This is a genomic window from Mesorhizobium sp. CCNWLY176 (genome assembly GCF_037153935.1).
Classification (GTDB): domain Bacteria; phylum Pseudomonadota; class Alphaproteobacteria; order Rhizobiales; family Rhizobiaceae; genus Mesorhizobium_M; species Mesorhizobium_M zhangyense.
Window position 1 is genome coordinate 314,411 of sequence record NZ_JBBBDZ010000001.1, and the last position, 26,908, is coordinate 341,318.

A 26,908-nucleotide genomic window follows, 5' to 3' on the forward strand; every position below is an offset into this window, starting at 1 on the left:
TTGTGAATTTCGGTACTGAATTCAACGGCAAGAAGGTCGTGGTCACGGGCGCTGCAGGTATCATCGGCGGCTGGATCGCGGCGGCCTTCGCAGCCGAGGGCGCCACGCTCTGCCTGACCGACCGCAATGAGAACCGCATCAAGGCGATACGCGATGAGCTGCCAGGCACGGGACATCTCGCTTTTGCTGCGGATTTGACAGATGCGGCCTCGATGACGGCCTTCGCCGGCCGTGTGGCCGATGAATGGGGTGCACCGGACATTCTCGTCAACAATGCCGGCATCTATCCGTCCGGCTTCCTGCTCGACATTTCGATCGAAGACTGGGATGCCATCATGGGCGTGAACCTGCGCGCGCCGTTCCTGCTTTCCAAGCTCTTTGCAAGGCAGATGATCGATGCCGGCAAGGGCGGCTCCATCGTCAACGTCTCATCGGGTGCCGCCCGCAAGATGCGCACAACGGTCGTGCCCTATTGCACCTCGAAGACAGCGCTCGACCGGCTGACCAAGGGCTTTGCCCTCGAACTCGCCGAATATGGCATCCGCGTCAATGCGGTTGAGCCCGGCTTCATTGCCGGCAGTGAAGTCAGCAGCCTGCCGGATGAGCATGTCGATGCGGTCCTGGGCTCGATCCCGCTTGGCCGCCCGTCCTCCAGGCAAGACGTGGCGTCGGCGGTCCTCTACGTCAGTTCGGAGGCGGCCGGATATGTCACCGGCGCTACGCTGACGGTGGATGGCGGCAACTCCATCGGATCGCAGGCCGTCTTTCAGGCCAAGAAGAAGGCCTTGTGAGGAGACGACAATGACGCAAACCCGAACTCCATTGCCCGCTTATGAATGGCCGAGTGGAAAGACCTCGGCAACGCTGCTGTCGGTCGATGTCGATGCGCAGGTGCCCTATATGTGGGCGCAGCGCGACGGTGTTCCCGACCGGCTCGGAACACTGGAAATCCGTCGCTTCGGCCCACGCACCGGGCTCTACCGGCTGCTCGATCTGTTCGCCCGCTATCGCGTGAAGGCAAGTTTCTACGTGCCCGCATTCACTGCTGAGACAAACCCGGAAATCCTGCCGGCCATTCTCGAGGGTGGCCACGAGATAGGCCTGCACGGTTATTTTCACGAGATCGTTTCAGAAGTCTCCGACGACGAGTTCACCGGCGCGCTTGAGGCAAGCATGGAGCTGTTCGTGCGGCAGACGGGCGCCAGGCCGGTAGGCTTCCGCTCGCCCGCCTGGGAGATGACGCCGCATATGCTGCGCGAGGTGAAGCGGCTCGGTCTTGCCTATGATTCCTCGCTGTCGGGCTTCGACCACCCTTACGAGATCGACGGCGTGCTGGAGATTCCGGTGCAATGGGCGATCGACGATGCCATCTTCTTCAAGTTCGAAGGCGGTGGCCGTGACAAGTGGCCATATCAGTCGGGCCGGGCGGTGCTGCAGGACTGGCTCAGTGAATGGCGTATGCTGCATCGCTTCGGCGGACTGTTCACGCTGACCGTGCATGACTGGATTTCGGGCCGGGCACAGCGCATCGCGCTTCTGGAAGAACTGCTGGAGGCGATAGTCGCTGAACAGTCAGCCTGGGTGGCGACCGCAGCGGAGATAGCGAAGCACCACGCCACTTCAGCAAATCAGGGACGTTTCGCCGTGGAAAGCGCCATTCCGCAAGCGATCGGAAAGCGGAGGTTCGGACAAGATCATGGGTGAGCATTGGAACGTCCGCAAGCGCGAATTGCGCACCGCTTCGGGGCTGGTCGCCTGCCAGAACTGGCTGGCGGCTGAGGCCGGCGCAGCTGTGCTTGCTCGCGGCGGTAACGCGATGGACGCTGCCGTAACCACCGCGCTGACCCTCAGCGTGGTGGAACCATGGCTGTCGGGCATCGGCGGCGGCGGCTTCCTGTTGCATGCGGACGGAGCTACCGGCGCTGTCGACACGCTCGATTTCAATGTGCGCGCCTCCCGTAACCTAAATTCCGCCGACTATCCGATCGTTCCGGGACGCGACGGCGACTGGTTCGACTGGCCGCAGGTGCGGGAGGATCGCAACCTTATTGGCTATGGTTCGATCTGCATTCCCGGTGCGGTTGCCGGCCTCGCCGAAGCGTTGCAGCGGTTCGGCACGATCAGCTTCGCTGATGCTCTTCAACCGGCCATCGAACATGCACGAAATGGCCTTGTGCTCGACTGGTACACGGTTCTGTGCCTGGCCATGGACGCCGAGGGGTTGGGGCGTTTTCCAGGATCCGCAGCACTTTTCCTCAAGGACGGTCGAGCACCGCGCGTGCAGGAACTGGGCGCGGTGCGGACCATTCCCATGCCACGCAAGGCAGCGATGCTGGAACGTCTGGCTGCGGCTGGTGCGCGGGATTTATACGAGGGCGAAGTCGCTCGCACATTGGTCGCAGAACTCCATGCCGGCGGTTGCCCGATCGACGGCAAGGAACTCGCCGCTTACGCACCGGAATGGTGCGCGCCACTCAAGGCCGAGTATCGCGGGCTGGAAGTCAACGCCATGCCAGGACTTTCGGGCGGGCCGACCATGGTCGAGGCGCTGGGCGAACTGGATGCGACACTCCCAGCCGAAGGGCCGCTGTCGGGTCGCACCGCACTTGCCTTTGCGCGTGCCATCCGCCGTGCTTCCGAACGCAGACTGAAGACACTTGGCCATGCCAGCGGCGAGAGCTGCACCACCCATGTCAGCGTGGTCGATCGCAACGGGACCATGGTTTCGCTGACGAACACGCTTTTGTCGCGCTTCGGCTCGAAAGTAGTGCTGCCGTCGCTCGACCTTCTGATGAACAACGGGATGATGTGGTTCGATCCAAGGCCGGGCCAGCCGAACTCGATCGCGCCGGGCGTGAAGCCGCTTGCCAATATGTGCCCAATCGTCGTCCTCAAGGACGGGCGGCCGAAACTCGCTCTGGGGGCGGCCGGCGGACGGCAGATCATGCCGGCAGTGACGCAAATCCTCTCCTATGTCGCGGCCTTCGGCATGTCGCTGGAGGAAGCCATGCACGCCCCGCGCATCGACGCCAGCGGCGTTCAGATCAAGGTGAATGACAATGCACGTCCCGATGTAGCCGCCCGGCTCGGCGAGGAGTTCCCGGTGGAAATAGTGGCCGACACGCTCTACCCGGTGAAGTTCGCCGTGCCGTCGGCAGTGCTGCGTGATGGAGCGGAGAATATCGGCATGGCCCATCCAAACCATCCCTGGGCCGCGGTGAGGGCGGAGGGCGCATGACGGCACCTCTTCTCCAGGTGAACGACCTGCGGGTGACCATTGGCGGAAATCCGGTGGTCGACGGCGTCAGTTTCCATGTCAGCCAGGGTGAAATCCTGTCGCTCGTCGGCGAGTCCGGTTGTGGCAAGTCCATGACGGCATTTTCGGTCATGGGGCTCTTGCCGAAGGTGGCGCGTGTCGCGGGTGGCTCGATCAATCTCGGCGGCAAGAACATGCTGACGCTCCCTGAAAGAGAGCGGCGGCGGATGCGTGGCAACGAGTTCGCCATGATCTTTCAGGAGCCGGTCGCCTCGCTCAATCCGCTGATGAAGATCGGGCATCAGATCGAGGAGAGCCTCGTGGTTCATCGCGGCCTGAACGGCAAGTCGGCCCGAAAGGCGGCAATCGCGATGCTGGAGGAAGTTGGCATTCCGGAACCGGAAATCCGCTTCGGACAATATCCCTTCGAACTTTCGGGCGGGATGTGCCAGCGTGCGATGATCGCCATGGCCCTGATCTGCCAGCCGAGACTGCTCATCGCAGACGAACCGACAACCGCACTCGACGTCACCATCCAGGCGCAGATACTGGAGTTGATGAAGCGCCTGCGTGACGAGACCGGCACGGCGATCCTGCTGATTACCCACGACATGGGCGTGGTTGCCGACATGGCCGACCGCGTCGCGGTGATGTATGCCGGCCGCGTTGTCGAGGAGGCGCCGGTGGACGCGCTGTTTGCCAGGCAGGAGCATCCCTATACCCGGCTTCTCCTGTCGACCATCCCGCGGCTCGACGACGAACCCAAAAGCATCCTGCCGACCATCGAGGGACTGGTCCCCGACATAGGCCAATGGCCTGTAGGCTGCCGCTTCAATCCGCGTTGCCCGCTGGCCGACAAGCCCTGCCTGGAAAGCCAGCCGCCGCTTGCGGCACGGAGCGACCAGGGCAATGCCGCCTGCTGGCACGCTGACCGTGTGGGAGAGATCGCATGAGCGACATCCTGCTTTCCGTCAGGGATCTCAAGGTCCATTTTCCCATCCGGGGCGGGTTGCTTGGCCGGCCTGCGGGCTGGGTCAAGGCAGTCGACGGCGTCGATCTGGACATCCGCCGCGGCGAAAGCGTTGCGCTGGTGGGCGAATCCGGTTGCGGCAAGTCCACCCTGGGCGCGGCCGTGCTCGGCATGATCACGCCGTCTGCCGGCAGTATCACCTTTGAAGGAAAGCCAATCGTGCATGGGCTGGCGGCAACGCGGCGTTCGCTGTCGCGCGACGTGCAGATCGTTTTCCAGGACCCCGTTTCCGCTCTCAACCCCAAGCTCACCATCGGCGAGAGCATCGCAGAGCCACTGCATATCCAGCACGTCGGTTCAGCAGCCGAGCGGAAGGAGCGTGTGGCGGAACTGTTGAAGATGGTGGGGCTGCATCCGCAGCATGCGGATCGCAAGCCCAATGCCTTTTCCGGCGGCCAGCGCCAGCGCATCGTGATTGCCCGCGCGCTCGCGCTCAACCCGAAGCTGCTCATACTGGACGAGCCGGTCTCTGCGCTCGATGTGTCGATCCGCTCGCAGATACTCAACCTGCTGCTCGAACTGCAACAGAGGCTCGGGCTGTCCTATCTCTTCATCAGCCATGACCTGTCGGTCGTGCGGCATTTCGCGGACAAGGTGGCTGTGATGTATCTCGGCCATCTGGTGGAGACCGGACCGACGACCACGGTCTTCGCCAATCCGGTACATCCCTATACGGAGGCTTTGCTTTCGGCGGTGCCGCTACCAGACCCGGTCCTGCAGCGCCAGCGCCGCCGCATCGTGCTGAAAGGCGATCTGCCGAGCCCGGCCAACCCGCCAAAGGGCTGCAAGTTCGTGACCCGCTGCCCATTGGCCGAGAGCATATGCCACGAGACGCAGCCGCCGCTGATGTCGGTGGGCGCGGAGAGACTGGCTGCCTGCCACATCCGGGCGCCTGCTACATGAGAGACGTCGAGGACCGATGAAACAGGAATTTTCCAGACACGAGATCAACGCCCCCGATGCACCGCAGACGGTGCATCGGCGCTATGCGCAGGGCATTGAGATCAGAAATGTCAGCCATACACTTTATATCAGCGGGCAGATTCCTGTGGAGGCGGACGGTGCCCGCCCGAGCGGCTTCAAGGCGCAGGCGCGGCTTGCCTGGAGAAACGTCGAACGGCAGCTCGCAGCGGCTGGGATGAGCCTCGACGATCTCGTCAAGGTGACGGTGTTCCTGGCGGGCTACGAGTATCGCGATGAAAACGCCGCGGTCCGCATCGAGATCATGGGCGACCGGATGGTCGCGCTTTCGACCGTCATCGCCGGCCCCTACGATCCCGCCTGGTTGATCGAAATCGAAGCGATCGCCGCTGCCTGACTGCATTAGGCCGACAGAACGGCAGACGGGTCACGCATGGTGCCGTGCTGATCGTTCGCGGCGCGCGGGCGCTGGTCATTCTGCTTGCCGTATTGTGGCTTAGCGCGATCCTGCGACTGAGCCCCGGCACGCTCATGCAAAACGACGCCGTCACGACCCAGCTTATGCGCGGGGTGTTGCGCGGCGTCATAACCCTGCTTGTTGCCGATCTGCTCTGGCAGCTGTCGAAAGCCTATATCGCCAGAAAACTGGAGATCGCTTCATCCGCCGACCCGCTCGATGCGGCTGAAGCAGCGCGCAGGGGGCGTCTGCGCACGCTGCTGCCGATCTTCCGCAACATGCTGGCCGTTTTGATTGCCGCGGTGGCTGTTCTCATGGTGCTGTCCGAGCTTGGCGTGCAGATCGCTCCGTTGATTGCGGGCGCCGGCATATTTGGCGTCGCCATCGGGTTTGGGTCGCAGACGCTGGTCAAGGACGTGATCAGCGGTGTCTTCTACATGCTGGACGACGCGTTCCGCGTCGGGGAATACATTCAGAGCCGCAGCTACAAGGGCACCGTGGAGTCCTTCAGCCTGCGATCTGTCAGGTTGCGGCACCATCGTGGTCCGGTATTCACCGTTCCTTTCGGCGAACTGGGCGCGGTCGAAAATATGAGCCGGGACTGGGCGATCGACAAATTCCTGATCCGCGTTCCCTTCGATACCGACATCAGGAAGGTCAAGAAACTGGTGAAGGTGGTTGGCGCCGAGTTGCTCGAAGATCCGGAAATAGCGCCTCAAATCATAGAAACCGTGAAGATGAAGGGTGTCGAGCAGTTCGGGGATTTCGGCATGGAGCTGAGCTTCTCCATCACGACGAAACCCGGCTACCAAACGGGCGTGAGGCGGCGAGCCTACACCATGATCCGCGATACGTTCTTTGCCAACGGGATCGAGTTTGCCCAACCCACCGTGCAAGTGGGCAACGACGAGAAGTCTGCCGCCGCTGCTGCAGCTTCCACGACAGCACGAGCCCGCAAGACAGCCGCTCAGGCTGCGGGGGGCTAGGAGCAACCGACATCTGTGGCGTCATGGCTTTGAGATTCAATAGACGAGCGCTGTCGTCGGTCCCAAGGGTTGAAGAGCTCGATGCCGAAACCCTCAAAATCCTTGGTGTTGGGCGTCGCCAGGACTAGATTCTGTGCAATCGCGATGGCAGCGATCAAGCCGTCCATTGACGACAGGCCGCGTCAGGGTTTGGTTTGGTCACTTCCGACGATCCGGACGCCTTGGTGAAATTGACGCGGAAGCGGTCACGGCGAGTCATTTCGGCCGAGACATGACCGAACTGCTTATAGACTGGCGTTCGGCGACCTTGGCCGAGGAGGTGAGGCCGGCACGCAGCGAATGGCCGGAAAACTTTTGAACGCGCTCGTCTTTGGACAAATCACCACGCAATCCGGCAGCAAGAATTGCTTTCTTGACGAGTCGCGCCACTTCCTGATCGTTCAGCCGGTTGGCGCCGACTTGCTTGCCCTGGCCTGTGACTCGCCGGAATAGCGGCCCATGGACAATTTTTGCCAGTTTCAGCCAGGTCTGCAGCGCGACAACGGGGCAGGTTGCATCGGAGGAGCCGCGGCTGATTTCAGCCTCGCGCCAGCCGGTTTTTCCCCGCAATCTGACTAGAACGCCCTTGTCGAGAACCTCGATCCAGCCGCGGCCGTCTTCGGTCTGGTCGCGGCCAACGTCGAGACCGACAATTTCCGAGCGCCGCAAGCCGCCGGCGAAGCCGAGCAAAAGCATGGCTCTATCTCTTAGGCCGCGCAAAGTGCCACGATCAAGCGTTTCCAGCATGGCGGTAAGATCCTCGGGCAGGATGGCTTCCTTCTGGCGGGGTGGAGTGGCGTGTGAATTACGAATTCCAGCCATTACAGTGGCAATATGCCGGTCCTTGCGGTCAAATGATTGGCCGCGCTGGGCATAATTCCAAGACAGAGAGGAAAGGCGGCGCTCGATCGTCGACACTGAGTTCGGCTTTTTGCCCCGGCTGGCCGTACCGACTGTACTGCCGGACGCACAGGCAGTGATGTAAAGCCTAACCACCTGCGGGTCCGGTGGCAGGGCATCCAGGTGCTGACGCCGGCACCAGGTGGTAAAATGCTTCCAGTCGGCAGCGTAGGCGCGGCGCGTGTTGGCTGAACTCGCCGCCTCGACGTAGTCGCGGGCGTGATCGGCGAGTGTTTCATCAAGGGCGATAGCGACGATCGCCGAGGTGTCGATGACCATCAGTTCGGCAGTCCATTCTCGTCGTAGCCGAGGATCTCATCGACGCTGCGCGCGTCGAGCACGGGCAAGGCCGCCCAGTGCCGGCGGCTCGCAACCAGGTCTTCCAGCAACACGGCCTTGCGGGCGTCGGAGCCGCCGCGACGTAGGCGCTCTTCCAGCGCGCTCGCCAGTTGCTCGGTCTCTTTGTCTTTGACGCTCAATGCCACGTGAAGGTTCCCAAATTCCTAAAAATCCGCATTCTACCTAGATAGCATGCGACGCGACAAATTCCACGATACTCGCAGACTTTCCCTATCATCGAGCAGAGAGAGGATGCGAGCAGATCGTGCTCGGCAAGACCGTTGGCACGCATCTCGAACTGGAGCTCAAGAACCTTACCAAGACCTTCGAGGAATTGCGCTCAGACCGTGTACGAGAAGCCGCCGAGCATATCCACGAGGCGCCGCGGCTCTGGGTTCTCGGGCTAGGCATGGAGGAGGGATTGGCGCGCTACGCAAGGCTGATGTTCGCCCGGCTGCGCCACAGCGTCATGATCCTCGGGGTCAATCAGGCATCATGGGCGGAAGACCTCGCCATGACCGGGCCGCGCGATGCGTTGCTGTTGATCACGCTGCCGCCGGCGCCGAAGCTGCTTACCTCGATGCTGAGTTATGCACAAGCGACACCGATGAGCGTCGTCACGATCACAGACCGCATTTATGCTGCGCAGGCTCAGCGTTATTCGAAGGTCGTGTTGCCTTGCCATGTCTCCAGCTTTGGTCTCGAGCCCTCGCATACTACGATCGTCAGCGCGATCCGGTTCCTGGCCTTGACCTACGCCGCGCATGCCGGCCGCTCGGCCACACAGCGCGCCGACATCATCTCCGGTGTCCATGAGGAGCTGGGCGACCTGGAATAAAGGTTTCCGGGAATGGAGATGAAACGCGGTTCGAATTTTCACAATGTCTGTCCGCGGTGAGGTGCCGCGCACCTGGTCTCCCGTTACGCCTACAATCGAAATACGACATCTGCCGTATTGATCCTCTCGGGCTATTTTCCATTATTGCTGCGGGTAATGGCTTGGGGCTTTTTTGAAATGTCGGGTAGATTGTTTATAAGCCGTGTCGCAGCGCTTCTCTTGTCGACCGCGCTTTGCGGTAGCTTCTCTGGCTCCGCCAGTGCACAGACCTCCGGCGACCCGACTGATCCGGAAAGCTGGCGCACCCCGGAATACCGCGCGCAATGGGGGCTCGATTTCATCAATGCTGCCGATGCCTATGCGAAGGGGCTCGATGGCAGCGGGGTCATGGTGGGACTGATCGATGGTGGTCTTGACATAAATCATCCTGAATTTGTGGGGCGCTATATCGAAGGTGTCACTTTCGATCCATCGTATCCCTGGAACGTGGACGCGGAGAACCACGGCACTTCAGTTGCATCCATTATTGCCGCCAATCGCGATGGAGTCGGCATGCATGGCGTGGCTCCCGGAGCAATGATCGTTTCTGCCAACAGGTACGGCGGAGATGAATACGGCGATCTTTATGGCATCTCGATGCTCGTCGAGCGTGGAGTGCGCATCTTGAACAACAGCTATGGGTTTTTACGCCCGACTACGGATTTTACCTTCGAAGAAGCGGAGAGCGGCTTTGAACGGGAGCTTCCGGTTTATCGTCGCGCTGTCGCCGAAGGAGCTCTTCTGATATGGGCCACGGGAAATGAAGGATGGAGCCAACCCGCCATAAACGCGGGCCTTCCCTTCTATTTTCCGGAACTGGAGTCCGGTTGGCTGGCGGTCGCCGCGGTTGCGCCCGGCGATATGCCGATATGGTCGAATCGTTGCGGCGTCGCCATGAACTGGTGCCTGGCAGCACCTGGCGGCGGCGACGTCTGGGAGTGGGACGACGGCGGCAAACAATGGGTCTGGATAGGAGACCGGGACGACATTTTGGTTGCCAATGCAGGCGGCGGATACAGCAAGGAATGGGGCACCTCATTGGCTGCACCGTTTGTAGCCGGCACTGCCGCGCTGGTTGCGCAAATGTTTCCTTACATGACCATGGAGCAAGTGCGCCAGGTTCTGCTCGGGACGGCCCGGGATGTCGGCGCTCCGGGCGTGGACGAGATCTTCGGTTACGGCCTGCTCGATGCCGGCAAGGCAGTGCTCGGACCTGGCAAGTTCGACTGGAGCGACTTCCACGCCGTGATCGACGAAGGCAAAAGCGTATGGGAAAACGACATCACCGGCGATGGCGGGCTGATGAAGTCGGGCAATGGCGTGCTTGTCCTGACTGGTGACAGCGCCTATCTCGGCGACACCCGCATCGCCGGCGGCGTGCTTGCCGTTAACGGCAGCATAACATCCGATACGCTCATTGATCCGGCCGGCACGCTCGCCGGCACCGGCACGATCTTCGGCGACGTGGACAACAATGGTGCGGTCTACGCCGGCTGGAATCGCGACGGCGGCACGCTGACCATCGACGGCAATTATCGCCAGCGCGAGAACACCTGGCTGGTCGTGGAACTCGGCGCGCCAGACGGCACGAGCCGTCTCGACGTCACAGGCACGGCCACGATCGAGGGCGGGTCGGTCGATGTCGCGTTCGAGCCCGGCGCCTATGGTGGCGATGCGCGCCACACGATCCTGTCTGCAGATGGCGACGTCACTGGACAGTTCGCGGATGTCTGCAACTGCTATGCCTTCCTCGATTTCGATCTCATCTATGATCCGACGAATGTCTATCTCGACGTCTCGCGCAACAGCGTCGCCTTCGCCGACGTCGCCACCACACGCAACGGTGCAGGGGTCGCGGGAGGCATCGAAAGCCTCGGCCTGGACAACCAGCTCTACGGCATCGTCACGACCCTGAACGCGGATGGGGCAGCCGTCGCCTTCAACCAGCTTACCGGCGAGATCCATCCCTCGCTTGCCGGCACGCTGGTCACGCAAACCAGTCTCATCAGCGATGCGGCTTCATCACGCCTTCGCACTGCCTTTGCAGATGTCGGCACCCCGGCGTTGCCGGTCATGGCCTATGGCCCGGACGGGCCGGAACTCGCTCCCGCCACGACCGATCGTTTCGCGGTCTGGAGCCAGGCGCTCGGCGCTTGGGGAAAACGCGATGGGACGGACAATGCGGCGGGCCTTGACCACTCCATCGGCGGCGTGCTGTTCGGCGGCGACGCGGCTGTGGGCGACGCCTGGCGGGTCGGCGTGCTCGGCGGCTACAGCCAGACCACATTCGAGAGCCCGCGTACATCCTCGTCAGGCTCCTCCAAGAATATACACCTCGGCCTTTATGCCGGCACCGAGTGGGGTGCGGTCGCCCTGCGGACGGGTGCTGCCTACACATGGCACGATATTGAAACCCGGCGCGCGCCTCGGTTCAGCAGCTATTTCTATGATTTCGACGGCAAGCCGGCAGCAGACTATGACGCAGGCACCGCACAGGTCTTCGGCGAACTCGGCTATCGCATGACGGCTGGCAATCTCCGCCTGGAACCTTTTGCCGGACTGGCATATGCAAGCGTCAGGGCGGACGGCTTTGCCGAAAAAGGCAGCGGGATGGGTCTCTTTTCCGCAGCGTCCACCACCGATGTAACCTTCACAACACTCGGCGCACACGCCGCTACCGACTTCGACATCGGCAGCCTCGCCGCAACCGCCCGCGGCATGCTGGGCTGGCGTCATGCCTTCGGCGACACCGTGCCGACCTCCACCTTCAGCTTTGCCGGCGGCACGCCTTTCGCGATCGAAGGTCTGCCGATCGCCAAGGACGCGCTCGCGATCGAAGCCGGACTGGACCTGCAGATTGCGAAGGCTGCCACACTCGGCTTCGTCTATGCCGGCCAAGTCGCCAGCCAGGCACAGGATCACAGCTTCAAGCTCGACCTTGCCGTGAGGTTCTGACCACTATCGGCCTGAAGAACGTTCAGATCCGGATCAAAGCTGGTTTCGGGATCCTGTTGCAAGAACGAAAGTTGGTGCGAACGGGATCGCGGTTGCTGCTTTAGACAGAGCAAATCCGAAACATAGAGGCCGTAATTTTTTATCCTCACCGAGAACGCAATCCTTTTTGAAAAAGTCAACATTTTGAAATTCATGGATAAATAGTTTTTCAAGTCAAAAAGAAAAACTTTTCCAAAAAAATAGATAATTCCATCGCAAATGCCTAAGGTAGGCGAAATATGTCCGATGGAGCGTCCCATGAGCTTTCAGAATCCGGTTTTCATCCCTGGCCCGACCAACATGCCGGAGGCCATCCGCAACGCCTGCTCCATGCCAACCATCGATCACCGCTCGCCGGTATTCGGAAGCATTCTCGCACCTTGCCTCGAGGGCGTGCGAACGGTCCTGAAGTCGCGCGATGCGCAAATCTTCATCTTCCCGTCCACGGGAACCGGCGGCTGGGAGACGGCGATTACGAATACGCTTTCGGGCGGCGACAAGGTTCTCGCCGCCCGTAACGGCATGTTCTCGCATCGCTGGATCGATATGTGCCAGCGCCATGGCCTCGACGTGGAAGTTGTTCAGGCGCCTTGGGGCGAGGGCATACCGACGGAACGTTACGAGGAGTTGCTGAGGGCGGATCGCGACCATCGCATCAAGGTGGTTCTCGCCACCCACAACGAAACGGCAACCGGCGTCAAATCCGACATCGCAGCCGTGCGCCGTGCCATCGATGCAGCGGGCCACCCCGCAATGCTCTTCGTAGATGGGGTCAGTTCCATCGCCTCGATGGATTTCAGGTTCGACGAATGGGGTGTCGACGTGGCGGTCACCGGTTCCCAGAAAGGTTTCATGCTGCCGCCCGGGCTTGCGATCGTCGGCTTTTCCAAGAAAGCGATGAAGGCTGTCGAAACCGCCGGCTTGCCGCGCGCCTTTTTTGACGTTCGCGACATGGCCAAAAGCTACGCCAGCAACGCATTTCCCTACACCCCGCCGTTCGGGCTGATGAACGGTCTGCGGCTGTCGATTTCCATGCTGCTCGACGAGGGGCTGGAGAATGTCTTCGCCCGTCATGCGCGAATAGCAGAAGGTGTCCGTGCCGCGGCCCGCGCCTGGAACATGCCGCTTTGTGCCGTGTCGCCGGACCTCTATTCAGATACCGTCAGCGCCATCCGGACGCCGGAAGGCTTCAATGCGACGGAGATCGTCACGCGTGCCGCCAGCCAATACGACATGGCCTTTGGCGTGGGGCTTGGCGACGTTGCGGGAAAGGTCTTCCGCATTGGCCACCTCGGCAGTCTGACGGATGCTATGATGCTTTCGGGGTTGGCGACCGTCGAGATGGTCATGGTAGATCTCGGCCTGCCGATCAGGCTCGGCTCGGGGGTTGCAGCGGCACAGGAGGTCTACCGGCTGGGCGGCAAGGTTCGCGCGAAGGCGGCAGCTTGATGAAGGACGCGGCTGAGATGTACATCCCCACTTTCGATGATGTCAGGGCGGCTTATGAGCGGGTCAAACCGCACATTCATCGCACACCGGTCCTGCGGTCGAGCTATCTCGATGGCCTTACCGGCGCGGAACTCTTCTTCAAATGCGAGAATTTCCAGAAGGCGGGCGCCTTCAAGGTTCGCGGCGCCTCCAATGCCGTCTTCGGCCTGAGCGACGGAGAAGCGCGCAAAGGTGTCGCCACGCATTCCTCGGGCAATCACGCATTGTCGCTCAGCTATGCGGCCGGGCGGCGGGGAATTCCATGCCATGTCGTCATGCCGCGTACCGCACCACAGGCGAAGAAGGACGCGGTGCGTGGATATGGCGGCATCATCACCGAATGCGAGCCATCCACTTCGAGCCGCGAAGAGTATTTCGCGCGGGTGCATGCAGAAACCGGCGCCGACTTCGTTCATCCCTACAACGATCCGAGGGTGATCGCCGGGCAGGGTACATGCAGCCTGGAGCTGATGGAGCAGATGAAGGATTTCGGCGGCGGGCTGGACATGGTCGTGGCGCCGATCGGCGGCGGCGGCATGATTTCCGGCACATGCCTGACGCTTGCGACGATTGCCCCTGATGTGAAGATCATTGCGGCCGAACCTGAACAGGCAGACGATGCGGCACGCAGCTTCCGCGCCGGCCGCATTATCGCAGACGACGCGCCGGAAACGATAGCGGACGGGCTGAAGGTGCCTTTGAAGGAACTTACCTGGCATTTCGTCTCAACCTACGTCGCCGATGTCCTGACGGCCAGCGAGACCGAGATCGTCGATGCGATGAAGCTGATATGGCAGCGCATGAAGATCGTCATGGAGCCGAGCTCCGCCGTGCCGCTGGCAACCATTTTGAAGAACCCCGACACCTTCCGCGGCAAACGCGTTGGTGTCATCGTCACCGGTGGCAATGTCGATCTGGCCAAGCTGCCCTGGATGCAGGCCTGAAGGAGCAAATCTGATGAACGATATGACCAGGATCGAAAACCTCGATGTCGGCTTCGACGTTCCCGCCATCCCCGGCATGAACGAGGCCGATATCCAGACGCCCTGCCTTGTGCTCGACCTCGATGCGCTCGAGCGCAACATCAGGAAGATGGGCGACATTGCAAAGAAGATGGGTGTCAGGCACCGCGTCCACGGCAAGATGCATAAATCGGTCGATGTTGCCAAACTTCAGGAAAAGCTTGGCGGATCATGCGGCGTGTGCTGCCAGAAGGTTTCGGAGGCCGAGGTTTTCGCGCGCGGCGGCATCAAGGACGTATTGGTGTCCAACCAGGTGCGGGACGCAGCCAAGATAGACCGCCTGGCCCGGTTGCCGAAACTCGGCGCGCGCACGATCGTCTGCGTCGACGATCTGGCCAATGTCGCCGATCTCTCCAGGGCTGCCCATAAACACGGCACCGAGATCGAATGCCTGGTCGAGATCGATTGTGGCGCCGGCCGTTGCGGTGTCGTGACGACGGAAGCGGTGGTGGAAATCGCCAGGGCCGTCCACGCTGCAAAGGGCCTGAAATTCTCAGGCATCCAGGCCTATCAGGGCGCCATGCAGCATCTCGACAAATTCGAGGATCGCAAGGCAAAGATCGATATCGCCGTGGCGCAGGTCAGCGATGCGGTCGAAGCGCTGAAGAAAGAGGGCCTTGCATGCGACATCGTCGGCGGCGGTGGCACGGGGTCCTATTATTTCGAAGGAACGTCCGGAGTTTATAACGAACTGCAATGCGGCTCCTACGCATTCATGGACGCCGACTACGGACGCATTCACGACAAGGACGGTAAGCGCATCGATGATGGCGAGTGGGAGAACGCGCTGTTCATCCTGACCTCTGTCATGTCTCACGCAAAAGCCGACAAGGCGATCTGCGATGCCGGCCTCAAGGCCCAGTCGGTCGATAGCGGGCTGCCGTTCGTCTATGGCCGTAAGGATGTGGAATACGTCAAATGCTCGGACGAGCATGGTGTCATTTCCGATCCGAACGGCGTTTTGAAGATCAACGACAAACTGAAGCTTGTTCCGGGACACTGTGACCCGACCTGCAATGTCCACGACTGGTATGTCGGTGTCCGTAACGGCAAGGTCGAGACGCTCTGGCCTGTGTCCGCCCGCGGCAAGGCCTACTGATGCTGATCGTTCCCGAGCGTGAAATCGCGAACCTCATGACGCGCGAGGCCGCTTTCGAAGCGGTGGAAAAGGTCTTTGCGTCGATGGCGGCGGGGAAAGCAAAAAACTTTCCGGTCGTGCGCGAAGCGATCGGACATGCCGAGGCGCTTTACGGGTTCAAGTCCGGTTTCGACAAGGCCACGCTCGATCTCGGCCTGAAGTCCGGCGGCTACTGGCCGGGCAACGCCGCAAAAGGCTTGACCAACCATCAATCGACGATCTTTCTGTTCGAAGCCGACACCGGAAAGTGCCGGGCGATCGTTGGCGGGAATTTGTTGACTGCATTGCGCACGGCCGCTGCAGCCGCGGTTTCGGTTGCCCATCTCGCGCGGCAGGACGCAAAGGTTCTGGGCATCGTCGGCGCGGGTCACCAGGCGGCGTTTCAACTGCGTGCGGTAGCAAGGCAGCGCAAGTTCGAGCGTGTCGTGGCCTGGAACCGCTCTGCCGAGAAACTCGACAGCCTGGCAAAGGTGGCTGAAGAACTCGGCCTGCCGTTCGAGAGCGTTTCGCTGGACGATCTCGCCGCTCGGTCCGACGTCATCGTGACGATCACCTCGAGCTTCAAGCCATTGCTGATGTCCGATGGGGTGAGGCCGGGAACGCACATTGCCTGCATGGGCACCGACACCAAGGGCAAGCAGGAAGTCGACGTGGCGCTGGTCGCACGCGCGCGGCTGTTTACGGACGAGGTCGCGCAGTCGATAAGCATCGGCGAGTGCCAGCACGCCATTGCAGCAGGGACCGTTGCCGAAGCAGACATCCGCGAACTTGGCGCAGTCGTGAACGGTACGGATGCCGGACGCGTTTCGAATGATTACATCACTCTGTTCGACGGCACCGGCGTCGGTCTTCAGGATCTTGCCGTCGCGTCCTCGATCGTGAAACTCGCCATTGAAAATGGCGTCGCCATCGACGTTGATTTTTGACGCAAGCGTCTGCCCAGTCGAATAAGATTCGACTGGGCATCTAGAATGAATGCGCGAGACAATTGTGAGTTCTCGCAACAGAACTGGCGCAACCAAACATCGTTGCGCCAGCCGAAAGAGGATTTCAGGGATTCAGATAAGGCAGGACTTCATTGATCCCGCGGTAGATCATCTCCACCGAAACATACAGGATGACTGCCAGGCCGACGTAAGCGATCCAGCGATGGCGCTGGAGCAGGCGGGCGATGAAGCTCGCAGCCAGGCCCATGAGCGCGATGGACAGGATCAGGCCGAACACCAGCACACCCGGATGTTCGCGGGCTGCACCTGCCACAGCGAGCACGTTGTCGAGCGACATGGATACGTCGGCGATGACGATCTGCCATGCTGCCTGCGCAAACGTCTTGCGGGGGGCCTTGCCGGCAATTTTGCCGTCAAGGTTGATATCGCGGTCCTGCAGTGCCTCGTTCGCCTCGGTTTCCTCGGCATGGTTGGCACGCAACTCGCGCCACATTTTCCAGCACACCCATAGCAGCAGAACACCGCCGGCAAGCAGAAGCCCGACGATCTGCAAAAGCTGGGTCGTTGCTGCGGCAAAGCCGATGCGCAGCACCGTCGCAGCGATGATTCCGATGAGAATGGCTTTGGCTCGCTGGTCTTTTGGCAGGCCGGCGGCAGCAAGGCCGATGACGATCGCGTTGTCGCCCGCCAGAACCAGGTCGATCATGATAACCTGAAGCAAGGCAGAAAGGGCTTCAGGGGTTAAGAATTCGCTCATATGGCACCCATGTTGTGTGTGGGCACCCGCATGCCGTGGGACCTGTTTATCGCAAAGTGTAACGCAAACGGCACTGCCGTGCCGAACGCGCTTGCTGTCGGACTACTACGGTCGATTGATTTCCACGAACACCAGGCCACCCAATTGGACTTCCAGTCCGACATCACAGTTCATTGGAACTGCCAGAGGGGCCCGGCCTGGTGCGCTACGTGTAATCACATGGCAGAAAAACTCAAGGAGCAAATTGGCCTTAAAGTTTCTCTATCCGGTTATCTGCCTGCTCTTCAACTTGGCCAAAGTCACTGCGTCGCGCTCATGGGAAGGATTGCGTTTTCTCGAGCTTGGCACCTTAAAGACATTGCGACATCTTTTGAGTTGAAGCCTGTGAGAGAAGCTATGGTAGCCAACACACAGAAAATTATACGCGCCCGTAGAAAAGTTCGGCGTGGCTATGCCTTTGGCTGACAAGGCAGCGCCTCGGCCGTCGACTTGCCGCCAAGCCGACATAACTGCCTGTTTGGCAAGTTAGGTCCGCTTGGTAATATGCTCCTGAAGGAGCAGCTCAAGGCAGCGGTTCTGAGGAAAGGGGTGCCCGCGATAACGTCGGAATCCTTCGCCAAACGGAACGCCGATGCACTTACCGCGCTCGCCGGACCAGATTTCCATCTGCTCCACGTAGTTTTCCATATGATGGTGGGCTTTCAGCCAAGCGCGCTGCGATTGATGTTTCTCCAGCATGGCGCGTTTGACTGCGATCTTGTCGGTAATGTCGACGATAAAATCCGGGTCGATCGTATCGCCGTTGCGGTCGGTGCCCCCTAGAGGATCCATCAGATAGAGCTCGGGGATTTCGCCGATAGAAGGCGAGTGAGTTTTGTAGTTGGGCAACCCGGCCGCAAAGCAGGCGTCGCGCACGAGCAGGCTCGTTGCCTCATGGTCCGGGGAATAGTCCACGGGCGATGCCGTCAGGACGACATCGGGGCGCGTCTTGCGCAGCAGTTCCACCACCGCGTGCCGCGACGCGTTATCCGAGAAGATTTCCTGGTCCAGAAAATCCCCGGGCACATAGTCCGCGCCGATGATCGCGGCCGCAGAGGCTGCTTCCTTGCGACGTAATTCGGAAATCTCCGAGGCTGACAGATCGCGAGATCCCTTGTCGCCACTGGTCAGCGTCGAGAAGATAATGTGATGCTGTCCGGTATCGGCCAAAAGCGCCAAAGTGCCGGCAGCCAGAAACTCGATGTCGTCCGGATGCGCATGGACTGCGAGAATGCGAACCAAGTTGGCAGCTCCTAAATTCCTATATGCTTGGGATAGCCCTCGGTTCGGCGCGGCACTTGCGCATCCGACCTTTGCGGATAGCGCGTCTGCAAAAATGGGCCTGGCTCCGCCGCGGACGGGCTCGAGATTGTGCTCGTTGTCATTAGCGCCCTGGTTGAATCAAGCGTCTTGGCTGGCTTGACTGAAAAACATGACTCCGGTAGTCAGCATTATCGGCTTGGGACGGCATGATACCATGATACAAATCGGAATTGGGGGCGTTGCGTGAGTGGTTTCGCGGATTTCAATGGATATGGGCAAGATACTAGGGACCGTTCGGTTCCGAGGCAATATGGGCTTTTGAAGCGGCGGTTTCATCGCTTGTTGGTTTCCACCGTGCTGGGATTGGGAGTTCTGACAAGCCCGGCAGCATTCGCTCAGCAAGCATCCTCGGCAAACGGCGATCAGAATTCCGGCAATGGTGCCGCATCAGGCGGTGCGATCGTCCTCGATCAGGTCACCATTGAGTCGCGGGTCGAGAACGCCTGGGGACCGGTCGACGGCTATGTCGCCAGCCGCAGCGCCACCGGTTCCAAGACCGACACGCCTTTGATCGAGACGCCACAATCGATCTCGGTCGTCACCGCCGACCAGATGGAAGCTCAGCGTGTGGAAAGCCTCGGCAACGCCTTGCGTTATACTCCCGGCGTATCGGGCGAAATGTGGGGTAACGACACCCGCGGTTCCGGCCTGCAGGTCCGCGGCTTCGATGCGTGGGACGAGATCTTCTTCAAGGATGGTCTGCGCCTCAAGGGCTCGGCGTTTGTGAGCTTCCTGTCGCTCGAACCTTATGGCGCCGAGCGGATCGAAATCCTGCACGGGCCTGCATCGGTGCTCTATGGCCAGAACAGCCCCGGCGGCATCATCAACTATGTCAGCAAGCGCCCGACTGGCGAGACGTTCCGCGAGATTGAAGTCAGCGCGGGCAGCTTTGACCGCTATCAGACACAGTTCGACATGGGCGGCAAGATCGATGAGGCCGGCGTGCTCAGCTACCGGCTGACAGGCCTTTTGCGCGACGGCAACATCGATGTCGACTTCGTCAATGACGACCGCATTTTCATCGCGCCATCGCTCAAATGGCAGCCCGATGAGGACACGAGCCTGACGGTCTTGGGAACTTATCAGCGCAACAAGGGCGGCTGGGGCATCCAGTTTCTGCCGGCTGAGGGAACCGTGTTCCCCGGCCTGGGCGGGAAACGCCTGCCGAACAACATTTTCGTTGGCGAGCCGGCATTCGACGAGTTCAATCCGACATTCGCAATGCTCGGCTACGAGTTTGAGCACCGGGTCAACGAGACCTGGCAGGTGCGGCAGAACGCCCGTTATTCCTACCTCTATAACGGTGAACAGTTCGGCGTGTTCGGTGGCGGCGCCAATCCCAATCCCGATCTGGAACCTGGCCTCGATCCTGATGGCCATACCTATCATCGTTATGTCGATGCCGGCCGCTCGAAGTTCGGCAATTTCGCGATCGACAACCAGGCCCAGGCGACATTCGATACGGGACCGCTTGCCCATACGCTGCTGATGGGCCTCGATTACCAGTATACCGACTACAGCGACTGGGGTGCGGGCGGCGACATTGCTCCGCTGGACGATATCTTCAATCCGGTCTACGGCGCGCCGATAGGCGAGCTGACGCCCTACATGGATGTCGACGCCCGGCAGTGGCAGGTCGGTCTCTACGCACAGGACCAGATCAAATACGAAAACTGGGTGCTGAGTTTCGGCGGCCGCCAAGATTGGACCCAAAGCAAGTCATTCGACAAGCTTGAGGGTGGCGAGAGCGAGCAGTCGGACAGCGCCTTCACCGGTCGTGTCGGTCTGGTCTACCTCTCCGACATCGGGCTGGCGCCGTATGTCAGCTATTCGACGTCATTTATGCCGGAGATCGGTACCAACAATGAAGGCGAAGCGTTCAAGCCGGAAACCGGCGAGCAGTATGAGATCGGCGTGAAATACCAGCCGGTAGGCTGGAACAGTTTCGTCACCGTCTCGGCCTTCGACCTGACGCGGGAGAATGTCACGCGCAGTTACGGCAACGACACTTTCCAGACCGGCAAGATCCGCTCGCGCGGCATCGAGCTGGAGGGCGTTGCGAGCCTCGATTCAGGCTGGGACATCAAGCTTGCCTACGCCTATATCGACATGAAGATAGTCGATGACGGCGATGGCACCGGCGGCAACACGCCTTATGGCGTGCCGCAACATCGACTGTCGCTTTGGGGTGACTACACATTCCGGAGCGGAATGTTGGAGGGCTTCGGCGGTGGTGCCGGCCTGCGCTATATCGGTTCGAGCTTTGGCGATGACGCCAACTCCTTCGAGGTGCCCGCGGCGACGCTGGTCGATGCGGCTGTCCACTACGACTGGAAGAACATGAAGTTCCAGCTCAACGCCAGCAACCTGTTCGACAAGCAGTATGTCACCTCCTGTTACAGCCGCAGTTCGGGCTGCTTTTACGGAGAGGGCCGCAAGATCACCGGCTCGGTAAAGTATCGTTGGTGAGAAATACGGAATCGCGCGCGCCTTTTGGCCTGCTCACGAGGCGGCAGTGTGTTGCCGGCCTCGCCGGGGCCTGGCTCGGCGCCGCGACCTTACCGGCCCGCGGCGCATCTCAGCCGCGGGTGGCCTGTCTCGAATGGACCGCGGCCGAGATGATCATTTCGCTCGGCATCGAGCCGCTCGCGGTCGCCGATACAAAGGGATATCGCGACTGGGTGGTTGGCCCCGGCCTCTCGGCAGGATGCCTGGACCTCGGCTCGCGCGGTGAGCCCAATCTTGAATTGCTCCTGGAACTCAAGCCCGATCTGATCATCGGCGCTTACGGCTACGGGCTCGATCAGGGTCCGTTTGCACGAATAGCGCCGCTCCATACCGTTCCCTTCTATGACGGCACCGACACGCCTTACCGGCAGGCCGAGACCGAGACACGGAAACTCGGCGAGAAACTTGGACGCGAAGCCGAGGCGGAAGAGCTGATCCGTCAGACTGCGACCGCTATTTCCGAGGCCAGGGTGAGGCTTGCCGGCAAGGAAGGGCGACCGCTCGCCGTGGTCAGCATGTTCGACGATCGCCATGTCCGCGTCTATGGCCGTGGCAGCTTGCTGCAGGACGTATTCGACAGGGTCGGGATTACCAATGCCTGGACGGGAAAAACCGATAGCTGGGGCTTTTCGACGATGGGCATCGAAGAACTGGTGGCGATTGGCGAAGCGCGGCTGGTTTCGCTCGATCCGATCCCGCCGCATATTCGCATCCGGATCGAGCAAAGCACGCTGTGGGCGAACCTTCCCTGCGTCAAGGCAGGCAATGTGACGACGATCCCGCCCGTCTGGCCGTTCGGCGGATTGGCGTCGGCCGCTCGCTTCGCCACGTTGCTTGCTCAGGCATGACCGTCATGCAGGCCGCAGGCAAGACGACGATGCCCGGCAGGAGGGACTGGCCCCTGCTTCTGCTGGTTTGCGTGCCAGCGCTGCTGGCCGCATGCTTCACTCTTACCGGCCTACTGCGCCTTCTGCCCGCAGAACTCTGGTGGCATGCCATCGGCGCTCCCGATCTCACCGATCCGCGCCAGTTGCTCTATCGCCACGCGGCCCTGCCGCGTATAGCAATCAGCCTGCTCGCGGGTGCCGCGCTCGGCTTGGCGGGCACGCTTCTGCAACAGGTATTGCGCAATCCGCTCGCCGAACCGACGACCATAGGCACGAATGCCGGCGCCAGCATCGCCCTGACCGTCGCCACCCTCTATGCGCCCTGGACGCTGGAACACGGCCGGGAATGGGTGGCGCTGGCGGGAGGAGCCGTTGCCACGCTCGCCGTCTTCGGATTGTCGAGAGGCCGTCGCTTTTCACCGATCGCCATCATCATTGCCGGGTTGGTGATCAGTCTTACATGCAATTCTGCGGGTGCGCTGTTGATGGCGATCGACCGCGAATATACGCAGGAACTGTTCATCTGGCAGACCGGCTCTCTCATCCAGAATGGCGATACCGCAACGTTCAGGCTGCTTCCCTGGCTCGTACTGAGCGGCATCGCTGCTTTGTTTCTGACCCGCCCGTTGCGGCTGCTCGATCTGAGCGACGAGAGCACGACGAGCCTTGGGGCCAGCCCGGTCACGATGCGGCTTGCGGGAACCGGCGTTGCCGTGGTGTTGAGTGCGGCTGTCGTTGCGGCTGTCGGGGTCGTCAGTTTCGTGGCGCTGGCAGCGCCGGCACTGGTCAAGCTGGCCGGCGCGCGCACGTTTCGGCAGCGCATGATATGGGCGCCGCTCGCAGGGGCTTCGATGCTGTGGCTGACCGACAGGATGGTACAGATCCTGCCGTTTGCGTCGGAAATTCCCGCCGGTACGGCGACAGCGTTTCTTGGAGCGCCGCTGCTCATTCTGCTGCTGCGGAAAATGCGAACCATACCGGAGCGGCAAGAGCCCGTGCCATCCCTGCACAGGCGAAACGCATGGCTGTTTCTGCTGCCGGCGTTGACGGCAATGGCCGTGCTCGTCTGGGCCGTGCTGGCCGTGGGATATGACGGCAGCGGATGGCGCTGGGCTTCAGGAGCGGGACTGTCCGAATTATTGCCGCTGCGGGCTCCACGCGTCGCGGTTTCGCTTGCCGCCGGTGTTATGCTGGCGATTGCGGGCACGCTGATGCAGCGCATGACCGGCAATCCGATGGCGGCACCGGAGGTGCTGGGCATTTCCGGCGGTGCTTCACTCGGCGTGCTGGTTTTTTTCGTCCTGAGTTCGAGCCTTGACCGCTCGGCCATGCTCGCGGCTGCTTTTGCGGGTGCCTTGGCAAGCCTGGCGATAGTGGCGCCGATCGGCAACCGCCGGGCGCTTGCGCCCGATAGGTTGTTGCTCGCCGGTGTCGCGATGGCGACGATGGCTTCCGCCTTCTCAGCGGTAGTGCTTGCCAGCGGCGACCCGCGCCTCGACACGCTGCTGGCGTGGCTGTCGGGCTCTACGTATCGTGCCACCACCGCCGACGCCCTTGTCGCGGCAACGACGGCTATCGTCCTGCTGATGATCGTGCCGTTCACCGCCCGCTGGCTGGAGATTCTGCCGCTCGGTGATGCCGCCGCGTCCGGGCTGGGTCTCCGGCTTGACCGCGTCCGCGTCATTCTTCTGGTTCTGGTGTCGATACCGACGGCGGTAGCAACCCTCGTCATCGGCCCGTTGAGCTTCGTCGGACTGATGGCGCCGTATCTTGCGCGCATGCTCGGCTTTCAGCGCGCCCTGCCGCAGCTTTTCGCCTCTGCGATTCTCGGCGGCTTGATACTCGTTTGCGCGGACTGGGCCGGCCGCATGCTGATCTTCCCATGGCAGATCCCGGCCGGACTTATCGCTGCCCTGGTGGGCGGACCATATTTCATGTTTCTGATGGCGAAACGGCGGTAGCGCTCACGGCTTGTGCCGCAGTTGGGCTGATAATTGGCGTCGCACCGGGAGTTGACGTACAAATACTTTTCTTCAATCCGGCTGCCCCTGCATGTGCTAATTTGGCCTGAGTAATTTCGTTCATGGAGCGAAGCGGTGGGCGTTAGAAACGCAAAAGAGCATGCCCGGTATTTCACGGCGCCGACCACCGGCGTCGAGTGCCTGACGGCATCGTTCAGCCAACATCACTACGCCCCTCATGCGCATGAGACCTATGTGATCGGGGCGCTGATGAGCGGCAAGGCCAGCGTCTTCATCCGCGGCGTCCAGCTTTTCGCAGGGGCAGGCGACCTGACCCTCTACAATCCGCATGACGTTCATGACGGCATCCCGATGATGGACGGTTACAGCTACCGGGTGAGTTACCCCGAGGCGGATCTCATAGTCGAAATCGCATCGGAAATGTCGGGGAGTGGAATTCTCGGAACTCCGTCGTTTCCGGAGCCGGTCGTCAGGGATGTGCGAGGCTGCGCGCTCTTTTTCGAGGCTCATCGCGCCTGGGAAGACAATCAGTGCCCGTTGGAAGCCGAAGAGCTGATGCTGCGCAGCTACCGCCATTGCCTGTCCAGACACGCCCGGGTTGCTCTAAAGCCGACTGGCGCGGAAGAAGGGCCGGTCGCACGAGCGGCTGCGGTTATGTGCGAGCGGTTCGATGAAAAACTGACCCTTGCCGAACTGGTCAAGGAAGCCAGGTTGCCGCGGCAGCGCCTGATCGAAGCATTCCACCGGGACACCGGCTTCACGCCGCATGCCTATCTGATCAACCGGCGTGTGGATGCTGCAAAGGCAATGTTGCGACGCGGCCATGATCCGGTTGACGTCGCGGCTGCATCCGGTTTTGCCGACCAGGCTCACCTCATTCGCACCTTCAAGGCACGCATCGGCGTGACCCCGGGAGCCTATCAGGCCGCATTCGCCATGTAGCGGCTTTGCCGGGTTCGCCCGCCTCGTTTTCCTCAACGTTCAGAAACTCAACCAGTCGGCGCCGAAACGCGCCGCAATGCAGGAGCATGCCAAAATGAAACGTATCCCTGAGCCATTCAGGATCAAGATGGTCGAGCCAATTCGCATGACCGAACAGCCGTACCGTGAAGTCGCATTGAGGGAAGCTGGGTTTAATCCATTCCTTCTGCGAAGCGAGGATGTCTATATCGATCTCCTGACCGACAGCGGCACCGGCGCGATGAGCGATCGCCAATGGGCTGGCATGATGCTCGGCGATGAAGCCTATGCGGGCAGCCGCAACTATTATCGGCTGGCCGATACCATCGAGCGGCTTTTCGGGTACCCCTATACAATACCGACCCATCAGGGCCGGGGCGCCGAACAAATCCTGTTCCCGGAAATGGTCAAGAGGCGTGGATCGGCCACGCCGGTCTTCCTGTCCAACTACCATTTCGACACGACGAAGGCTCATGTCGAAATCGCCGGCGCAAAGGCGATCAACGTCCTGACCAAGTCCGCTCTCGATACCGCCAAGCACGACGACTGGAAGGGAAACTTCGACCTGGCGGAACTGCTTCATGCGATAGAAATTCACGGTCGCCAAAACGTCGCCGGCATCATCGCAACCATCACCTGCAACAGTGCCGGCGGCCAGCCGATGTCGATGGCCAACCTGCGAACCGTTTCCGGATATGCCCGGGAGATGGGCATCCCGATGATTATCGACGCGACGCGTTTTGCCGAAAACGCCTGGTTCATCAAACAGCGGGAAGTGGGTTACGCCGAGCGCTCGATCCGCGACATCGTGCGGGAGATGATGTGCTACGGCGACATGCTGACCTTGTCCGCGAAGAAGGATGGCCTGGTGAACATTGGCGGCTTTTGCGCGTTCCGTCAGGACGAGGATCTGTTTCGCGCCGTCCAGACCAGATGCGTACCCATGGAGGGCTTCATCACCTATGGCGGGTTGGCGGGGCGCGACATGGAGGCGGTCGCGATCGGGCTCGAAGAGGCGGTCGAAAGCGACTATCTCGCCTATCGCATCGGGCAGGTGGCCTATCTTGGCGAAAGACTGAGAAACGCCGGCGTTCCGATCCAGTATCCGACGGGTGGACATGCCGTGTTCGTGGACGCTGCCGCTATCCTGCCGCATGTTAGACCCGAGCAGTTTCCAGCGCATGCTCTCGCGTGCGAACTCTACATCGAGTCCGGCGTGCGTGCGGTGGAGATTGGTTCGCTCATGCTGGGGCGCGATCCGAAAACCGGCGAGCAGGAAGTGTCACCGCTTGAATTGCTGCGCCTGACGATCCCGCGCCGCGTCTACACCAATGATCATATGGACTATATCGCCGATGCGCTGATCGCCGTTGCCGCTCGCGCGGAGAGCATCAAAGGGCTCGACTTCGAATATGAGCCACCGATCTTGCGGCATTTCACGGCGCGGTTTCGGTGGGCAGATACGGCGCCGGCAGCATCGAACAAGGAACTGGTCAGCGCATGAGCCCGCTGGTCAAACGATACCTCGAAGAGCGGGGCACGGTGTTCTCCGTGGTGACGCATAGGCCGTTGATCTCGTTCGACGATGCAAAGGAGATACTGCCGCACGATCCTCGAAACATGGTCAAGGGCCTGGTGTTTCGTTGCGCGGACAACAGTCTTGCGATCATCGCCATCCGGGCAGCCGAACGCGCCGACTACAAGAGGATCGCAGACGCGTTAGGAGAGCGGCGGGCAGACCTTCGCATGGCCGAGGAGGAATACGTCCGGGACAGGCTCGACATGGAGATCGGCGGCGTCGTTCCGCTGCCGATCAACGGCGCCCGTGTGTTTATCGACCGCAACGTCCTTGAGTTGGAAGAGGTCGTTTGCGGCACGGGTCGCAACACGGCGACCCTTGTGATCGCTCTTCCCGAGTTGTTGCGGATTGCTCAGGCCGTGGTGGGGGATCTGTCAAAAGGTGCTGCAAACCAAAACAGCCTTGCTGCGAGTTGAGAAAGGCAATGCGACTGCCAGACAACAAGCTCTACAGTTGGCAGTTGACGACCAGAGTTGCCG

At 61.0% G+C, this 26,908-nt stretch carries 23 protein-coding genes and 3 pseudogenes; 20 read left to right on the forward strand and 6 right to left on the reverse strand.

Annotation, left to right across the window (positions count from 1 at the left end):
* Positions 1-2 precede the first annotated feature (2 nt).
* The 7 genes and pseudogenes from WBQ96_RS01410 to WBQ96_RS01440 all read left to right on the forward strand — a co-directional run.
* Positions 3-791 carry an SDR family NAD(P)-dependent oxidoreductase gene (locus WBQ96_RS01410; RefSeq protein ID WP_336546919.1) on the forward strand — a complete coding sequence of 263 codons (789 nt, stop codon included), beginning with the start codon at positions 3-5 and terminating at the stop codon, positions 789-791.
* A gap of 10 nt (positions 792-801) precedes the next feature.
* Positions 802-1,704, forward strand: a complete 903-nt coding sequence (locus WBQ96_RS01415) for a polysaccharide deacetylase family protein (RefSeq protein ID WP_336546917.1) — start codon at positions 802-804, stop codon at positions 1,702-1,704.
* Complete coding sequence (locus WBQ96_RS01420) at positions 1,697-3,238, forward strand: gamma-glutamyltransferase family protein (RefSeq protein WP_336546916.1); 1,542 nt, start codon at positions 1,697-1,699, stop codon at positions 3,236-3,238. Before WBQ96_RS01415 ends, WBQ96_RS01420 begins: the two co-directional genes overlap by 8 nt.
* Positions 3,235-4,209, forward strand: coding sequence for an ABC transporter ATP-binding protein (locus WBQ96_RS01425; RefSeq protein WP_165117313.1), 975 nt, complete (start codon positions 3,235-3,237; stop codon positions 4,207-4,209). The genes WBQ96_RS01420 and WBQ96_RS01425 overlap by 4 nt, the downstream gene beginning before the upstream one ends.
* Complete coding sequence (locus WBQ96_RS01430; protein ID WP_165117311.1) at positions 4,206-5,189, forward strand: ABC transporter ATP-binding protein; 984 nt, start codon at positions 4,206-4,208, stop codon at positions 5,187-5,189. Before WBQ96_RS01425 ends, WBQ96_RS01430 begins: the two co-directional genes overlap by 4 nt.
* A gap of 16 nt (positions 5,190-5,205) precedes the next feature.
* A complete protein-coding gene (locus WBQ96_RS01435) occupies positions 5,206-5,604 on the forward strand; it encodes a RidA family protein (RefSeq protein ID WP_336546912.1) in 399 nt (132 codons plus the stop codon).
* 44 nt (positions 5,605-5,648) lie between these two features.
* Positions 5,649-6,650, forward strand: a pseudogene (locus WBQ96_RS01440) (mechanosensitive ion channel family protein); the annotation flags it as partial.
* Here the strand turns inward: WBQ96_RS01440 and WBQ96_RS01445 are convergent.
* The 3 genes and pseudogenes from WBQ96_RS01445 to WBQ96_RS01455 form a co-directional block, all read right to left on the reverse strand.
* A pseudogene (locus WBQ96_RS01445) lies at positions 6,647-6,832 on the reverse strand (hypothetical protein); the annotation flags it as partial. The pseudogenes WBQ96_RS01440 and WBQ96_RS01445 sit on opposite strands and share 4 nt — an antisense overlap.
* Positions 6,805-7,868 (reverse strand): annotated as a pseudogene (locus WBQ96_RS01450) (tyrosine-type recombinase/integrase). The pseudogenes WBQ96_RS01445 and WBQ96_RS01450, both read right to left, overlap by 28 nt.
* The gene (locus tag WBQ96_RS01455) at positions 7,868-8,074 is read right to left on the reverse strand and encodes a type II toxin-antitoxin system VapB family antitoxin (protein ID WP_336546910.1); all 207 of its coding nucleotides are present in this window, start codon (positions 8,072-8,074) and stop codon (positions 7,868-7,870) included. Before WBQ96_RS01455 ends, WBQ96_RS01450 begins: the two are co-directional and overlap by 1 nt.
* A gap of 119 nt (positions 8,075-8,193) precedes the next feature.
* Between WBQ96_RS01455 and WBQ96_RS01460 the strand changes: the two genes are divergently transcribed.
* Both WBQ96_RS01460 and WBQ96_RS01465 read left to right on the forward strand, forming a co-directional pair.
* On the forward strand, positions 8,194-8,766 hold the full coding sequence (locus tag WBQ96_RS01460; protein WP_336546908.1) for a MurR/RpiR family transcriptional regulator: 573 nt from the start codon (positions 8,194-8,196) through the stop codon (positions 8,764-8,766).
* 177 nt (positions 8,767-8,943) lie between these two features.
* The gene (locus WBQ96_RS01465; RefSeq protein ID WP_336546906.1) at positions 8,944-11,760 is read left to right on the forward strand and encodes an autotransporter domain-containing protein; all 2,817 of its coding nucleotides are present in this window, start codon (positions 8,944-8,946) and stop codon (positions 11,758-11,760) included.
* Here the strand turns inward: WBQ96_RS01465 and WBQ96_RS01470 are convergent.
* Positions 11,724-12,059 carry a hypothetical protein gene (locus WBQ96_RS01470; RefSeq protein WP_165117306.1) on the reverse strand — a complete coding sequence of 112 codons (336 nt, stop codon included), beginning with the start codon at positions 12,057-12,059 and terminating at the stop codon, positions 11,724-11,726. The two genes, WBQ96_RS01465 and WBQ96_RS01470, sit on opposite strands and share 37 nt — an antisense overlap.
* On the opposite strand from WBQ96_RS01470, the gene bhcA reads away from it, so the two are divergent.
* Genes bhcA through bhcD form a run of 4 tightly spaced genes read left to right on the forward strand, consistent with a single transcriptional unit; the run spans position 12,058 to position 16,373 of the window.
* Positions 12,058-13,248, forward strand: a complete 1,191-nt coding sequence (gene bhcA, locus WBQ96_RS01475) for an L-aspartate--glyoxylate aminotransferase BhcA (RefSeq protein WP_165117305.1) — start codon at positions 12,058-12,060, stop codon at positions 13,246-13,248. The two genes, WBQ96_RS01470 and bhcA, sit on opposite strands and share 2 nt — an antisense overlap.
* A 17-nt stretch (positions 13,249-13,265) precedes the next feature.
* The gene (gene bhcB / locus WBQ96_RS01480) at positions 13,266-14,231 is read left to right on the forward strand and encodes a beta-hydroxyaspartate dehydratase BhcB (protein ID WP_336547254.1); all 966 of its coding nucleotides are present in this window, start codon (positions 13,266-13,268) and stop codon (positions 14,229-14,231) included.
* A gap of 13 nt (positions 14,232-14,244) precedes the next feature.
* Complete coding sequence (gene bhcC, locus WBQ96_RS01485) at positions 14,245-15,408, forward strand: 3-hydroxy-D-aspartate aldolase BhcC (RefSeq protein WP_165117302.1); 1,164 nt, start codon at positions 14,245-14,247, stop codon at positions 15,406-15,408.
* Positions 15,408-16,373, forward strand: a complete 966-nt coding sequence (bhcD, locus tag WBQ96_RS01490) for an iminosuccinate reductase BhcD (RefSeq protein WP_336546903.1) — start codon at positions 15,408-15,410, stop codon at positions 16,371-16,373. The genes bhcC and bhcD overlap by 1 nt, the downstream gene beginning before the upstream one ends.
* 124 nt (positions 16,374-16,497) lie before the next feature.
* Here the strand turns inward: bhcD and WBQ96_RS01495 are convergent, their stop codons facing one another.
* The gene (locus WBQ96_RS01495; protein ID WP_165117298.1) at positions 16,498-17,151 is read right to left on the reverse strand and encodes a TerC family protein; all 654 of its coding nucleotides are present in this window, start codon (positions 17,149-17,151) and stop codon (positions 16,498-16,500) included.
* A 219-nt stretch (positions 17,152-17,370) separates the two neighbouring features.
* Between WBQ96_RS01495 and WBQ96_RS01500 the strand changes: the two genes are divergently transcribed.
* On the forward strand, positions 17,371-17,616 hold the full coding sequence (locus WBQ96_RS01500; RefSeq protein WP_165117296.1) for a hypothetical protein: 246 nt from the start codon (positions 17,371-17,373) through the stop codon (positions 17,614-17,616).
* Positions 17,617-17,676: 60 nt separating this feature from the next.
* Here the strand turns inward: WBQ96_RS01500 and WBQ96_RS01505 are convergent, their stop codons facing one another.
* Positions 17,677-18,432 carry a PIG-L deacetylase family protein gene (locus WBQ96_RS01505; protein WP_165117294.1) on the reverse strand — a complete coding sequence of 252 codons (756 nt, stop codon included), beginning with the start codon at positions 18,430-18,432 and terminating at the stop codon, positions 17,677-17,679.
* A gap of 360 nt (positions 18,433-18,792) precedes the next feature.
* Between WBQ96_RS01505 and WBQ96_RS01510 the strand changes: the two genes are divergently transcribed.
* From WBQ96_RS01510 to WBQ96_RS01535, 6 genes are all read left to right on the forward strand, one after another.
* Positions 18,793-20,982 (forward strand): TonB-dependent siderophore receptor, encoded by a 2,190-nt coding sequence (locus WBQ96_RS01510; protein ID WP_165117292.1) that lies wholly within the window; start codon positions 18,793-18,795, stop codon positions 20,980-20,982.
* Positions 20,979-21,869 (forward strand): ABC transporter substrate-binding protein, encoded by an 891-nt coding sequence (locus tag WBQ96_RS01515; RefSeq protein WP_312857863.1) that lies wholly within the window; start codon positions 20,979-20,981, stop codon positions 21,867-21,869. The genes WBQ96_RS01510 and WBQ96_RS01515 overlap by 4 nt, the downstream gene beginning before the upstream one ends.
* Positions 21,866-23,869: a Fe(3+)-hydroxamate ABC transporter permease FhuB gene (gene fhuB / locus WBQ96_RS01520; RefSeq protein WP_336546897.1), complete on the forward strand. Its 2,004-nt coding sequence runs from the start codon at positions 21,866-21,868 to the stop codon at positions 23,867-23,869. Before WBQ96_RS01515 ends, fhuB begins: the two co-directional genes overlap by 4 nt.
* Before the next feature lie 135 nt (positions 23,870-24,004).
* On the forward strand, positions 24,005-24,832 hold the full coding sequence (locus WBQ96_RS01525) for an AraC family transcriptional regulator (protein WP_336546894.1): 828 nt from the start codon (positions 24,005-24,007) through the stop codon (positions 24,830-24,832).
* Positions 24,833-24,926: 94 nt separating this feature from the next.
* Positions 24,927-26,354 (forward strand): tryptophanase, encoded by a 1,428-nt coding sequence (locus WBQ96_RS01530; RefSeq protein WP_165117288.1) that lies wholly within the window; start codon positions 24,927-24,929, stop codon positions 26,352-26,354.
* Complete coding sequence (locus WBQ96_RS01535; protein ID WP_165117286.1) at positions 26,351-26,845, forward strand: aminoacyl-tRNA deacylase; 495 nt, start codon at positions 26,351-26,353, stop codon at positions 26,843-26,845. Before WBQ96_RS01530 ends, WBQ96_RS01535 begins: the two co-directional genes overlap by 4 nt.
* The last annotated feature ends 63 nt before the right edge of the window (positions 26,846-26,908 follow it).

Excerpts from the sequence above, each read along its gene's own strand:
- WBQ96_RS01415 (WP_336546917.1), top strand. The coding sequence starts at position 802 with ATGACGCAAACCCGAACTCCATTGCCCGCTTATGAATGGCCGAGTGGA.
- bhcD (WP_336546903.1), top strand. The coding sequence starts at position 15,408 with ATGCTGATCGTTCCCGAGCGTGAAATCGCGAACCTCATGACGCGCGAG.
- fhuB (WP_336546897.1), top strand. The coding sequence starts at position 21,866 with ATGACCGTCATGCAGGCCGCAGGCAAGACGACGATGCCCGGCAGGAGG.
- WBQ96_RS01430 (WP_165117311.1), top strand. The coding sequence starts at position 4,206 with ATGAGCGACATCCTGCTTTCCGTCAGGGATCTCAAGGTCCATTTTCCC.
- WBQ96_RS01495 (WP_165117298.1), bottom strand. The coding sequence starts at position 17,151 with ATGAGCGAATTCTTAACCCCTGAAGCCCTTTCTGCCTTGCTTCAGGTT.
- bhcC (WP_165117302.1), top strand. The coding sequence starts at position 14,245 with ATGAACGATATGACCAGGATCGAAAACCTCGATGTCGGCTTCGACGTT.
- bhcB (WP_336547254.1), top strand. The coding sequence starts at position 13,266 with ATGTACATCCCCACTTTCGATGATGTCAGGGCGGCTTATGAGCGGGTC.
- WBQ96_RS01465 (WP_336546906.1), top strand. The coding sequence starts at position 8,944 with ATGTCGGGTAGATTGTTTATAAGCCGTGTCGCAGCGCTTCTCTTGTCG.
- WBQ96_RS01425 (WP_165117313.1), top strand. The coding sequence starts at position 3,235 with ATGACGGCACCTCTTCTCCAGGTGAACGACCTGCGGGTGACCATTGGC.
- WBQ96_RS01435 (WP_336546912.1), top strand. The coding sequence starts at position 5,206 with ATGAAACAGGAATTTTCCAGACACGAGATCAACGCCCCCGATGCACCG.
- WBQ96_RS01530 (WP_165117288.1), top strand. The coding sequence starts at position 24,927 with ATGAAACGTATCCCTGAGCCATTCAGGATCAAGATGGTCGAGCCAATT.
- bhcA (WP_165117305.1), top strand. The coding sequence starts at position 12,058 with ATGAGCTTTCAGAATCCGGTTTTCATCCCTGGCCCGACCAACATGCCG.
- WBQ96_RS01470 (WP_165117306.1), bottom strand. The coding sequence starts at position 12,059 with ATGGGACGCTCCATCGGACATATTTCGCCTACCTTAGGCATTTGCGAT.
- WBQ96_RS01535 (WP_165117286.1), top strand. The coding sequence starts at position 26,351 with ATGAGCCCGCTGGTCAAACGATACCTCGAAGAGCGGGGCACGGTGTTC.
- WBQ96_RS01500 (WP_165117296.1), top strand. The coding sequence starts at position 17,371 with ATGGCAGAAAAACTCAAGGAGCAAATTGGCCTTAAAGTTTCTCTATCC.
- WBQ96_RS01420 (WP_336546916.1), top strand. The coding sequence starts at position 1,697 with ATGGGTGAGCATTGGAACGTCCGCAAGCGCGAATTGCGCACCGCTTCG.